11 protein-coding genes are annotated in these 11,868 nt (G+C 56.2%); all 11 read right to left on the bottom strand.

The window, feature by feature from the left end:
- Window positions 1-195 precede the first annotated feature (195 nt).
- From wecG to wzzE, 11 genes are read right to left on the bottom strand one after another with little or no spacing between them, the layout of a single operon-like run.
- A complete protein-coding gene (gene wecG / locus ROR01S_RS23145) occupies window positions 196-936 on the bottom strand; it encodes a lipopolysaccharide N-acetylmannosaminouronosyltransferase (RefSeq protein WP_015585408.1) in 741 nt (246 codons plus the stop codon).
- 8 nt (window positions 937-944) lie between these two features.
- Window positions 945-2,294: an ECA oligosaccharide polymerase gene (gene wzyE / locus ROR01S_RS23150; RefSeq protein WP_015585409.1), complete on the bottom strand. Its 1,350-nt coding sequence runs from the start codon at window positions 2,292-2,294 to the stop codon at window positions 945-947.
- Window positions 2,291-3,370 carry a TDP-N-acetylfucosamine:lipid II N-acetylfucosaminyltransferase gene (locus ROR01S_RS23155; RefSeq protein WP_032718474.1) on the bottom strand — a complete coding sequence of 360 codons (1,080 nt, stop codon included), beginning with the start codon at window positions 3,368-3,370 and terminating at the stop codon, window positions 2,291-2,293. The genes wzyE and ROR01S_RS23155 overlap by 4 nt, the downstream gene beginning before the upstream one ends.
- Window positions 3,367-4,617 (bottom strand): lipid III flippase WzxE, encoded by a 1,251-nt coding sequence (wzxE, locus tag ROR01S_RS23160; RefSeq protein ID WP_064359915.1) that lies wholly within the window; start codon window positions 4,615-4,617, stop codon window positions 3,367-3,369. Before wzxE ends, ROR01S_RS23155 begins: the two co-directional genes overlap by 4 nt.
- Before the next feature lies 1 nt (window position 4,618).
- Window positions 4,619-5,749 carry a dTDP-4-amino-4,6-dideoxygalactose transaminase gene (rffA, locus tag ROR01S_RS23165; RefSeq protein WP_004869556.1) on the bottom strand — a complete coding sequence of 377 codons (1,131 nt, stop codon included), beginning with the start codon at window positions 5,747-5,749 and terminating at the stop codon, window positions 4,619-4,621.
- 4 nt (window positions 5,750-5,753) lie between these two features.
- Window positions 5,754-6,428: a dTDP-4-amino-4,6-dideoxy-D-galactose acyltransferase gene (rffC, locus tag ROR01S_RS23170; protein ID WP_032724310.1), complete on the bottom strand. Its 675-nt coding sequence runs from the start codon at window positions 6,426-6,428 to the stop codon at window positions 5,754-5,756.
- Window positions 6,406-7,287: a glucose-1-phosphate thymidylyltransferase RfbA gene (gene rfbA / locus ROR01S_RS23175; protein WP_004869550.1), complete on the bottom strand. Its 882-nt coding sequence runs from the start codon at window positions 7,285-7,287 to the stop codon at window positions 6,406-6,408. The genes rffC and rfbA overlap by 23 nt, the downstream gene beginning before the upstream one ends.
- A 17-nt stretch (window positions 7,288-7,304) precedes the next feature.
- The gene (gene rffG / locus ROR01S_RS23180) at window positions 7,305-8,372 is read right to left on the bottom strand and encodes a dTDP-glucose 4,6-dehydratase (RefSeq protein ID WP_004869547.1); all 1,068 of its coding nucleotides are present in this window, start codon (window positions 8,370-8,372) and stop codon (window positions 7,305-7,307) included.
- Window positions 8,369-9,631 (bottom strand): UDP-N-acetyl-D-mannosamine dehydrogenase, encoded by a 1,263-nt coding sequence (wecC, locus tag ROR01S_RS23185; RefSeq protein ID WP_004869543.1) that lies wholly within the window; start codon window positions 9,629-9,631, stop codon window positions 8,369-8,371. The genes rffG and wecC overlap by 4 nt, the downstream gene beginning before the upstream one ends.
- Window positions 9,628-10,758 (bottom strand): non-hydrolyzing UDP-N-acetylglucosamine 2-epimerase, encoded by a 1,131-nt coding sequence (wecB, locus tag ROR01S_RS23190; protein WP_004869538.1) that lies wholly within the window; start codon window positions 10,756-10,758, stop codon window positions 9,628-9,630. The genes wecC and wecB overlap by 4 nt, the downstream gene beginning before the upstream one ends.
- Before the next feature lie 56 nt (window positions 10,759-10,814).
- The gene (gene wzzE / locus ROR01S_RS23195; RefSeq protein WP_015585414.1) at window positions 10,815-11,861 is read right to left on the bottom strand and encodes an ECA polysaccharide chain length modulation protein; all 1,047 of its coding nucleotides are present in this window, start codon (window positions 11,859-11,861) and stop codon (window positions 10,815-10,817) included.
- Between the last annotated feature and the right edge of the window lie 7 nt (window positions 11,862-11,868).

Here is an 11,868-nt window from a genome sequence, read left to right on the forward strand (position 1 = left end):
GTCTTGCCCATATACCGGTTATTTTTATTAATGAATGAAAGGAAATGTTCTTGCCTGCACGACGGCACACGCTGCGCGCCGCGCATTAAGCATGCGAATGGTTAATGAATTTTCAGGAAATGGCAAATAAAGTATCAGGCGAGTTACTGTAGTAAACACAATACGTACGTAAACTCGCCAGTTTGCAGTGGAATATCAGAGCTGACCGGTATAATACCAACGTAAATATCGCAGCAGGCGAATCTGTCTTTTAATCCGGCTCGGCTGAGAGACCAAACGATAGAACCACTCCAGCCCCAGGTTCTGCCAGAATTTTGGCGCCCGGTGGACATGGCCGGTGAACACATCGTAGGTGCCGCCAACCCCCATATACAGCGCCTGCGGATAGACCTCCCGGCAGTCGCGCATCAGGATCTCCTGACGCGGTGAGCCCATCGCCACGGTCACGATTTTCGCACCGCTATCGCGAATACGCTCGAACAACGCCTGGCGCCGATCGGCAGCGAAATACCCATCCTGACTGCCGACAATATTGACCTTCCAGCGGGCACGCAGCTGCGCCTCCGTCTGTGCCAACACCTCCGGCTTGCCGCCAACCAGAAAAACCGGGGTCCCCTGTGCGCCCGCCCGTTCCATCAGCGCTTCCCAGAGGTCAGCGCCCGCCACGCGCGATACCTGCGCCTGAGGATATTTTTTACGTAATGAACGCACCACGCTAATGCCGTCGGCATATTTAAACTCAGCCGCTTCAATCAGCGCCCGAACTTCGGGATCGTCCTCGACTGCCAACATCTTTTCGGCGTTGATTGCCACCAGCGTTCCCTGGCGGATAGTGCCGTCCGCATACAGATAGTCCAGAGCGTGCTGCATATTGCGCCAACCAATGAGTTGTAACCCTCTCAGCAGATACAACGGCGCAGAAATAGTCTCAGTCATGTCCATCCTTATCTGACCTGAGGTTGCGAAAGCGGTTTAACCCGCCGGTGAATCAGTCCCGCGCTATCCAGGAACCAGTACAGCAATTTCGCCGCCAGTAAGCAGATACCAAAGATCACGAGGAAAAACACCACGCGGGAGCCAAATGAGTCCAGCCCTTCGCGCGCCAGCACTATCATGTTGAAGATAGCGCCAAAACAGAAACTGTGCAGAATAGCCGCTTTATAACGGTTACTCTCGCGGTTACCCAGCTCATACAGCCAGTCAAACCACTTAATAATCAGTCCGACCGCCACCGCACCCAGCGGAACAAACCAGATCCCCCCCATCACCACCAGCGAGCCGATCAGCGTCGGCGAGATTGCCAGGCCGGAGTGGTTATTCAGCACTTCCCAGGTAAAGTAGTTAGCGGTATTGAGCACCATCGATGGTCGGCTATGCCACATCCAGCTGGGGATAAAGACGTAGAAATCCCTGATCATCGGCGCCAGCCCCTGGAAGGCAATCTTGTCGTAGTTTTGCAGCAGCAGCGCCAGATTTTCCCACGGCGAAAACGTATCGCGGGTCAAATAGAGGAAGGTATAAAACGCTTCATCGCCGCTGACGTTCATGCCATAGCGCTTAAGCGCCAGCCAGAACATTCCCACGATGCCCAGGACGCCAGCCGCCGCCAGCATCCACAGGCTGATCCAGCCGCGAATAATGCCGATAAACAGGAAAATGGCGAAAGCGATAATGATATTCGCGCGGGTCCCGCCGACGATGGCATAGGTCAGCAGCCCAAACGCCACGGTGCTGAGCAGGAAGAATATCCACGCCTTATAATCCTGGCGCAGGAAATAGACCACCAGCATCGCCGGGATAAAGAAATAGAAAAAGCGCTTCAGCGCCACGCCGGAGACTTCGGCAGAGAAGATCTGACTGTAGGAGTTGAGCTTAAACAGCAGGAAGCCATTGTGGGCAAAGAAAATCCCGACGCACAGCAGCGCCAGGCCCAGCAGAATGATCCATGCCAGATGCGTTTCCACGCGGTTCATCGTAAAGAGCGGCCGCCGCTGGCTGTCGTGCGTGGCCGAACGCAGACGCGTTTTATAGGTCACGTAATAGACCGCATAGAAACAGACCGACACCAGTAAGGTTTGCAACAGCACATCCGGCGGAGCAACGCTGACATCAAAGCGGAACACCAGGATACTGGTCAGCGGGAAACCAAAGAAGAAAGTCAGCAGAAACAGCAACGAGAAGAACACATTGAAGTTAAAGCGCACGCGGCGAAACTCAAAATACGTCGCGGTGGCGATAAACAGCGTTGACAGCAGCCAGACCACCAGCAGCCCGCAAAATTGCATTAATGTCATGCGTTGACCCCCGCGGCAATCTGCAATGCCTGCTGCCAGCCCGCCAGGTAGTTCGGCCGGAAGAAAGCAATCTGGTTCTTATCAACGCTTGCCAGCTGACGCTGGGCTTCACGCACCACGGCAACATCCAGCGCATCGCCGGTAAACAGCACCGGAATATTCTGCTCCGTCATATCCTGCCAGAACGGGTTTTCCCGGTTCAGCACGCAGGGTATCCCTGCCTGAATTAATAAACATAGTGTGCCGATGCCCTGCTGGCGAGCAAACAGGAAATAGCCCAGATCGCAGCGGCGCAGCAGATTCAGATAATCAGGAAACGCCAGCTTCTCACTGAGAATCTGCAGGTGCGTGGCGCTAAATAGCGCAGCGCCCGCTTCACGGACCTCGTTAATATAGTCCGTATTGTTTTCCGGATACCCCATCGGCACGATCACGTTTACCGTATCGCCAAATTGCTGATGGATAGCGCGCAGCGCCGCAATATGCTCATTACTGCGGTCACCCGAGTTCCCGACCAGAATCGTCAGCGTCTCGGCGTGCGGTGCGCTATCGGCCAGCGAATTGAGCGCCGGATCCATGCGCGTCGGAAAATAGAGCAGTTCGCCGGGCACGCGCGGATGACGGCGAGCAAACCAGCTGAGATCGCCCCGGGTGGCAAAAACGCGCCCGACCCGGCCCTGGGCAAGACGCCGCAGCGGATAGAACAGGCGAAACTTCAGGCTGGACGAATTTTCATACAGATCGGCACCCCAGATATGCCAGTTAAACTGGGCAGGACGAATCCCCCCGCTCAACAGCGCCAGCCACAGCCCGGTATTAAACTGGCCGTGGAAGAAAAAGCGCTGTTGGCGATCGGCTTTTGCCAGAGCTATCACCGCCTGTGCCAGGGATTTTTTTCCGGGATAACAGGTGACAGACAAGGCCGGACAGGCCTCGCGCACTCCCGTTGCATCACCGACGACCATAAACCTACGCGCCTGCTCGTCATGGACGGCCAGCTCGTCGTTAAAGAACCGCAACACGGTCTGGTTGTGGTGTGGGATATCCGATCCCAGTACATGTATCAGTGCTGTCATGCCCGTTTACGCCAGAGTAAAAATACGCCACTACAGAGGGCGAAATAAACAATATACGTAGCCATATACGCCTGCGCTGCGCCAATCGCGCCGTGCGCCGGGATCAGCCAGTGCGAGAATGCGGTCAACAGCGTGAACTGGCTGATTTCCGTGAGTATATAAAAACGCAGCGACGCTTTCGCAATCACCAGATAGCCATAAACATAGGCGCCGACCTTCAGCACATCGCCGACCAGTTGCCAGGCAAACAGGTCGCGCATCGCCGTAAAGCGGTCAGAAAACAGCAGCCAGATGGCAAAGTCGCGCAGTAGCCAGACGGTTAAGCTCGCCACTGCCACCGCCGGCAGGACAAATTTTAATGATTTGCCGATCTCACGGGTAATCTCTGATTTGGCCGTCAATCGGGAGAGCGTAGGCAGCAGGTAGACGCTAAACGATGCGGTGATAAACTGCAGGTAGGCATCGGAAATGCTGCTGACCCCTTGCCAGATCCCAACCGCCTCCCAGTCATAATGCTCCGCCAGCAGGTTACGCATCATCACGTAAGCCACCGGCAGCGTCACCGAGGTAATCAGCGCCATCAGGGTAAATTTGGAAAGCTGTCCCGCAAGGCCGTTATCCCAACGCGGACGCAGTGCGCTGAGCGGGATTGTCCCGCGCCGCCATAGCACGATTGCCGCCGGGATCACCACCAGCGCCGGCACCAGCGCCAGCCCGAGCAGCGCCCCCTGATAGCCCGCGAAGCGATAGCAGGCGTAATAGGCCACGACACCAATCAGGCTACCGGCGATCAGCGACAGGGCATTACCCGCCGCATCGCGAAAACCTTTCATCAAGGCCAGCAGCAGGTTTGCCCAGGCAATGCCCATCTGCACCAGCGCCACCAGCCGCACCAGCCCCTGATAGTGCGTGTGGCCGAACAGCCCCTGGCTGACCGGCGCGGCCGCCAGCAGAAAGACCAGCGCCAGCAGCGTTGAGAAGCCAAGCACCATCGCTGAGGAGGTGCCGACGACCTTATTCAGCTGCTGGCGATCGTCATGATGCTGCGCGACCAGTTTGGTGACGCCGTTGAAAATACCGGCGCCCGCCAGTACGCCAAGCACGGTCACCAGCTGGCGAAAGTTACCGGCCTGACCCACCCCTGCCGGGCCAAAGGAGACAGCCAGTAGTTTAACCACCAGCAGTCCGGCCCCAATTTTGACCAGCGTGGACGCGGCGGTCCACAGTGAAGCTTTAGCCAGCGACATATCAGGAGAAATAGCTCAGCAGCGAATTAATCACCGTACGCTGATTGGCTGACGACAGGTTATAGAACAGCGGCAGGCGCAGCAGACGTTCGCTCTCCTGGGTGGTATGACGATCGTCACCGCGGAATTCGCCAAAGTGCTCCCCCGCCGGGCAGCTATGCAGCGGAATGTAGTGGAACACGGCCAGAATTTCGGCCTCTTTTAGCCAGGCGATCAGGTTACTGCGATCGTCAATATCGCGCAGCTTAATATAAAACATGTGCGCGTTGTGCCCGCAGTCGGCCGGAATGACCGGCAGATCGATGCGACCGGCCCGTGCCAGTGGCAGCAGCGCATCATAATAGCGCTGCCAGAGCGTTAAACGTTGCTGGTTAATCTGTTCCGCCGCTTCCAGCTGCGCCCACAGATATGCCGCCTGCAGGTCAGACATCAGATAGCTGGAGCCGATATCGCGCCAGGTGTATTTATCCACCAGCCCGCGGAAGAACTGGCTACGGTTGGTCCCTTTTTCGCGGATAATTTCCGCACGATCGATCAGCTTACGATCGTTAACCAGCGTCGCGCCACCTTCACCACCGGCAGTATAATTTTTGGTTTCATGGAAACTGAAACAGCCGATATGGCCGATCGTGCCCAGCGCTCGCCCTTTGTAAGTCGACATGACGCCCTGCGCGGCATCTTCCACCACGAACAGATTGTACTTGCTGGCAAGGGCCATGATGGTGTCCATCTCGCAGGCCACGCCGGCATAGTGTACCGGCACAATAGCGCGGGTTTTCTCAGTGATTGCCGCTTCAATTTTGGTTTCATCGATATTCATCGTATCACGACGAATATCGACAAAGACGATTTTCGCCCCGCGCAATACAAAGGCGTTGGCGGTGGAGACGAAGGTATAGCTCGGCATAATCACTTCATCGCCCGGCTGGATATCCAGCAGCAGCGCGGCCATTTCCAGCGAAGCGGTGCAGGAAGGCGTCAACAGTGCTTTGGCAGTCCCGAACCGCTGCTCCATCCACTGCTGGCAGCGGCGGGTAAATCCGCCGTCGCCGCACAGTTTTCCGCTGTCCATCGCGGATTGCATATAATCAAGCTCGGTTCCCACCACCGGCGGTGCGTTAAATGGAATCATCATGTCACCTGTATAACCAGTACGCGGTGTTTTCCACATTCGCACCGCTGAGAATATAACGTTTAAGCGCGGCGGTGTTCCCCATCTGGGTTGCCACCCGCAGTGTAGACAGCCCGCGGAGTTCGGCCCAATGCCGTGCGGCCTGTATCAGTTCAGCACCCGCGCCGCGACCGGCCAGCAGGCCGATTCGGGCATCCGTCTCATTGAGCTGACGCAGTGAAACAAAAGCGCGAATGTCGCCATCGGCGGCGCGAAAAATCAGACACTGGTTATCGAAGGTTCCCCGCACCGCGTTTTCAATCCATTGGGCGTAGAAACGGCCGCTGGCATCGGCAGCATACCAGGGCGCGCGGAAGCGGCTTTGCGCAAAGGCCTGCGCCGCCAGCTCGCGCAGTCGTGGAATCTCTGCCGCCGTAGCCACTTCACAGCCCGCATCGGCAGACCGACCGACCGGCAGTGCCAGATCGACTTCGCCTTCTACGAGCTGGAAACCCAGCTGCTGTAGCGCATCCAGCCGCACGCCATCATCCGCCGCAATCTTCGCCTGCAAACGCGTCCAGCCGGCCAGCGCCTGAGCCGTCAGCGGCGGGGCATCATCGCCAAAGCGCACAATCGCGCTCTGGATGCCGAAGAAGCGATTTTCCCACTCCAGGGGTTCAATACTGGCGCGGGCGAACACGGACAAGATCCAGTAAGTATTGGCCATAGCCGGTTTTTTCCAGACGTTTGGCTGCCCGCTTCACGCCGTCATCATCCAACCAACCGTTGCGCCAGCCAATTTCTTCAAGACAGGCAATTTTGAAGCCCTGACGCTTTTCCACCGTTTGAACGAACATACTGGCCTCGATCAGGCTATCGTGCGTACCGGTGTCCAGCCATGCAAAACCACGCCCAAGAAGCTCAACGGTCAGCGCACCATCCTCCAGATACATCTGGTTGATACTGGTAATTTCCAGCTCGCCACGCGATGACGGTTTCACCTGCTTCGCATATTCAGCAACTTTGCCATCATAGAAGTAGAGACCCGTTACCGCCCAGTTAGATTTGGGATTCTGCGGTTTTTCTTCCAGAGAAAGCGCGCGAAAATTATCGTCGAACTCCACTACGCCAAAACGCTCTGGATCCATGACCTGATACCCAAATACCGTCGCACCTTGAGTACGCGACGCGACGCTGCGTAGCTTAGGACTGAAGCTTTGGCCAAAGAAGATATTATCACCCAGCACCAGACAAGAGGGTTCACCATTAAGGAACTCTTCTCCGAGGATAAAGGCCTGCGCCAGGCCATCCGGGCTTGGTTGCACGGCATAATGCAGCTGAATACCGAATTCTTCCCCATCGCCGAGCAGGCGCTGAAAATCACGTTGATCCTCAGGCGTGGTGATCACCAGAATCTCACGAATACCGGCCAGCATCAGCACCGAAAGCGGATAGTAAATCATCGGCTTATCGTAGACAGGCAACAGCTGCTTTGACACTCCGCGGGTAATTGGATGCAAACGGGTGCCCGAACCACCTGCCAGAATAATACCTTTCATTGTTCTCTCCCGGGCGTTCAGGCCTGCAGTCCCAGACGCTCACCTTGATAGCTACCGTCCAGAACCTGCTGCCACCAGGTTTCATTTGTCAGGTACCACTGAACCGTTTTGCGCATACCGCTGGCAAAAGTCTCATCCGGTGTCCAGCCTAGTTCAGTTTCAATTTTCGACGCATCGATGGCATAGCGAAGATCGTGGCCAGGGCGATCGGCGACAAAGGTGATGAGATCGCGATAGTGCGCCACGCCATTCGGCTTGTGCGGTGCCAGCTCTTCCAGCAGATCGCAAATGGTTTCCACTACCTCAATATTCTTACGCTCGTTGTGCCCACCGATATTGTAAGTTTCGCCCGACTTACCGCGTGTCGCCACCAGGTACAGTGCTCTGGCGTGATCTTCAACGTACAGCCAGTCGCGAATTTGCTGGCCATTGCCATAAACCGACAGCGGCTTGCCTGCCAGCGCATTGAGGATGGTAAGCGGAATCAGCTTCTCTGGGAAATGATACGGTCCATAGTTATTTGAACAATTCGTGATCAGCGCTGGCAGGCCATAGGTGCGCTGCCATGCGCGCACCAGATGATCACTGCTGGCTTTAGAAGCGGAATAAGGACTACTAGGCGCATAAGGCGTCATTTCGGTAAAAAACGCGCCGCTATCGTGAAGATCGCCATATACCTCGTCTGTCGAAATATGGTGGAAGCGAAACGCCGATTTTTTCTCATCGTCAGCCCCATTCCAGTAAGCACGTGCGGCCTCCAGCAGCGTATAGGTCCCGACGATATTGGTTTCAATAAACGCCGCCGGACCGTCAATGGAGCGATCGACATGACTTTCAGCCGCAAGGTGCATCACGATGTCGGGCTGGTAGCGGCAAAAAATGCGATCGAGTTCAGTTCGATCACAAATATCCACTTGTTCAAAAGCAAATCGGGCATCCTGGGCAACAGGAGACAGTGATTGTAAATTACCGGCATAGGTCAACTTATCAACGACGACGACCGTGTCAGAAGTTGCGTGAATGATTTCGCGAACAACCGCTGAGCCAATAAACCCGGCCCCACCGGTGACCAGAACCGTACTCACCGCCACACCCCTTTGGTATCGACAATATAATCCTGCGTCACACTATCGCCGCTGATGGCTTTAAACTCGTGATGGTCAACCAGCATCACCAGCACATCGGCGTTCGCCAATGCGTCATCCAGCAAGGCCAGCGTACACAGACCGTCAAGTTTCGCCGGAAGCTGGTGAATATTGGGTTCCACGACCAGCGTTTCACCGCTGTGCCAGCGGGCGATTTGCATAGCGATCGACATCGCCGGGCTTTCGCGTAAATCGTCGATATTCGGCTTAAAAGCCAGGCCAAAACAGGCGATCTTCAGCTCGCTGGCGCGTTTATTACTGGCGGCCAGACAATCGGCGACCCGGGCTTTGACCTGCTCGATAACCCAGTCAGGTTTATGGTCGTTAACTTCACGGGCGGTGCGAATCAGCCGCGCCTGCTGCGGATTTTGCGCCACGATGAACCACGGGTCGACGGCGATGCAGTGTCCTCCTACCCCAGGTCCCGGCTGCAGAATATTCACGCGCGGATGACGGTTCGCCAGGCGAATCAGCTCCCAGACGTTAATGTCCTGCTCAGCGCAGATCAGCGACAGCTCGTTCGCAAACGCAATGTTAACGTCGCGGAAGCTGTTTTCGGTCAGCTTACACATCTCGGCGGTGCGGGAGTTGGTGACCACGCATTCGCCTTCGAGAAAAATTTTATACAGCTCGCTGGCGCGGGCGGAGCAAACCGGCGACATACCGCCGATAACGCGGTCGTTTTTAATCAGCTCGACCATGACCTGGCCTGGCAACACGCGCTCCGGGCAGTAGGCAATATTGACATCCGCCGCTTCACCAGCCTGCTGCGGGAAGCTCAGGTCCGGGCGCATTTCAGCGAGCCACGCGGCCATTTGCTCCGTCGAACCAACCGGAGAAGTGGACTCCAGAATCACCAGCGCCCCCTTCTTCAGCACTGGCGCAATGGATTTTGCCGCCGACTCGACGAAGACCATATCCGGTTCATGCAGATCTTTGAACGGGGTGGGTACGGCAATCAGGTATGCATCTGCCGCAACCGGCTCGGTCGTCGCACATAAATAGCCCTGCTCAACCGCCGTTTTGACCACGCTCGCCAGATCCGGCTCTACAATATGAATCTCGCCACGGTTAATGGTCTCCACGGCATGTTGATTGATATCAACGCCGACCACCCGCTTTTGCCGGGAGGCGAACGCGGCAGCGGTTGGCAGGCCAATATATCCAAGGCCAATCACTGAAATGGTAGAAAAACTCATAGCGTTACCTGATTATTTTTAAGTGCGGACAAAATACGGCGACATGCCTGACCATCGCCGTAAGGATTATGCGCCCGGCTCATTGCCTGATACGCGGCATCATCCTGCAGCAAATGCGTGACTTCAGCGACGATACGCTGGCTGTCGGTCCCGACCAGACGCACGGTACCTGCGGCAATCGCCTCCGGGCGCTCCGTCATCTCACGCATCACCAGTACCGGTTTCCCTAACGATGGCGCCTCCTCCTGAATACCGCCGGAGTCGGTGAGGATCAGCCATGCGCGATCCATCAACCAGACAAACGGCAGATAATCCTGCGGTTCAATCAACATCACGTTATCGACATGACCGAGAATACGGTTCACCGGCTCGCTGACGTTCGGGTTCAGGTGCACCGGGTACACAATCTGGACATCGGGATTGCTGGCGGCGATTTCTGCCAGCGCGTGGCAAATTTGCTCAAACCCGCGGCCAAAGCTTTCCCGGCGGTGGCCGGTGACCAGAATCATCTTCTTGCCGTTCGCCAGGAAAGGGTAGCGCTGCATCAGTACGTTACGCAGCGCCTCATCGCCCAGCACCCGGTCGCGAACCCAGAACAACGCATCAATGACCGTATTGCCGGTGACCGTGATATGGCCATCGGTGATATTTTCGCGGAGCAGATTCTGCCGCGAGGTTTCTGTCGGGGCAAAGTGGTAGGTTGCCAGATGTCCGGTCAGCGTACGGTTCCCCTCTTCCGGCCACGGCGAGCTCAGATCGCCGGTTCGCAACCCCGCTTCGACGTGTCCGACCGGGATACGCTGATAGAACGCGGCCAGACTTGCAGCCATCGTCGTCGTGGTATCGCCGTGAACCAGCACAACGTCCGGTTTGAACGATTCCAGCACCGGTTTTAACCCTTCGAGGATACGGCAGGTGATTTCCGTCAGGCCCTGACCTGGCTGCATAATATTGAGGTCGTAATCCGGCACAATAGAAAAAAGTTTCAACACCTGGTCGAGCATCTCCCGATGCTGCGCCGTGACGCAAACTTTCGCCTCAAAGTGAGGATCTTTTGCCAGCGCATGAACCAGAGGTGCCATTTTGATGGCTTCGGGTCTGGTGCCAAATACCGTTAGTACTTTCACATCGATTCTCTTCGATTAGGTGATGAAGTTGATTAATGCTTCATCACAGGCCGCATTCACTGGACTCTGCGTCGCGATAATGCAACGCCTGCGCCGATGAGCGCGCCCACGATACCCCACATCACCATCAGAAATACGCGCCGCGGGCTATCGCGTTTTACCGGTTCTTCCGGCGTACGCAAATACCGGTAAGTCTGAAAACGTGGATCTAATGTCGGTCCGACGTTGAGCGTATTCAGCATGGCCCGGCTTTGGTCATAGTCGAGATCGTATTCCGGCCCCACCGCTTGCAAGTTTTCCAGCCGCGCCTGCAGCATTGGCCTGCCGAGCAAGAACAGCTCGGAATCCGGCAGCTGATCGGCCGGGATATCCGTTTCACTGCGGGAGATGTTGTGCTGCTGCGCCACTTTCAACGCCTCTTCCACGCTGTGAGTACGACGGTTGAAAATTTCGCGCGCCACCTCTTCCTGGCGCTTCACCTGTGCTTTCATCTGCACAGTGCGGGCCGCCCAGGCACCTTTCAGCTCGTCATTCAGATGCCCTGCCGCACGCTGGCTGGCGAAGGCCACGTACTGGCGCAGCAGATTATTGGCATCCGCCGCGGTCTCGGCCGTCAGCTTCACGCTGTCGTTAACATTTTTTAGCGGGTCGCCGGGCATGAACTGAATATTGTTAATCAGATCGTCCAGCAGCGCAGCGTCCGCGCGGGCATTGCCCGACTGGCGCTGTTTGTAATAGTCGGTTTGCAACCAAAAATCGCGGCGGGTATCCCAGGATCCCTGCTGCATGATGAACTCTTTGTAGGCTTGATCCATCGCCGACGGCTGGTCGACCGGAACCAGATTGGCTTTAATATCCAGATTGCGTAAGAACTGCTGTTGAGAATAGTAACCGCCCAGCATATTCACGGTTGGCCGATCGGTTATCGCCGTTGCGCTCCACTCCTGGCGAGCAAAGAAGGCGTAAACCAGAACGATCAGCGCAAATAGCACGGCCATACCGGCTATCCAGATTTTTCCTGCCCATAAGGCGCGAAACAGCCCGCGAATATCCAGCTCATTCTCAACGTTCACTGCTTGTGCTCCCGGTAATGGTTGAGTCATCACGTCC

Source organism: Klebsiella ornithinolytica NBRC 105727 = ATCC 31898, from assembly GCF_001598295.1.
Lineage (GTDB): Bacteria > Pseudomonadota > Gammaproteobacteria > Enterobacterales > Enterobacteriaceae > Klebsiella > Klebsiella ornithinolytica.

What these genes read in the sequence shown, in the direction of transcription:
- wzyE (WP_015585409.1), bottom strand. Translation starts at nt 2,294, where the DNA reads ATGACATTAATGCAATTTTGCGGGCTGCTGGTGGTCTGGCTGCTGTCA.
- wzxE (WP_064359915.1), bottom strand. Translation starts at nt 4,617, where the DNA reads ATGTCGCTGGCTAAAGCTTCACTGTGGACCGCCGCGTCCACGCTGGTC.
- wecG (WP_015585408.1), bottom strand. Translation starts at nt 936, where the DNA reads ATGACTGAGACTATTTCTGCGCCGTTGTATCTGCTGAGAGGGTTACAA.
- rfbA (WP_004869550.1), bottom strand. Translation starts at nt 7,287, where the DNA reads ATGAAAGGTATTATTCTGGCAGGTGGTTCGGGCACCCGTTTGCATCCA.
- rffA (WP_004869556.1), bottom strand. Translation starts at nt 5,749, where the DNA reads ATGATTCCATTTAACGCACCGCCGGTGGTGGGAACCGAGCTTGATTAT.
- wzzE (WP_015585414.1), bottom strand. Translation starts at nt 11,861, where the DNA reads ATGACTCAACCATTACCGGGAGCACAAGCAGTGAACGTTGAGAATGAG.
- ROR01S_RS23155 (WP_032718474.1), bottom strand. Translation starts at nt 3,370, where the DNA reads ATGACAGCACTGATACATGTACTGGGATCGGATATCCCACACCACAAC.
- wecC (WP_004869543.1), bottom strand. Translation starts at nt 9,631, where the DNA reads ATGAGTTTTTCTACCATTTCAGTGATTGGCCTTGGATATATTGGCCTG.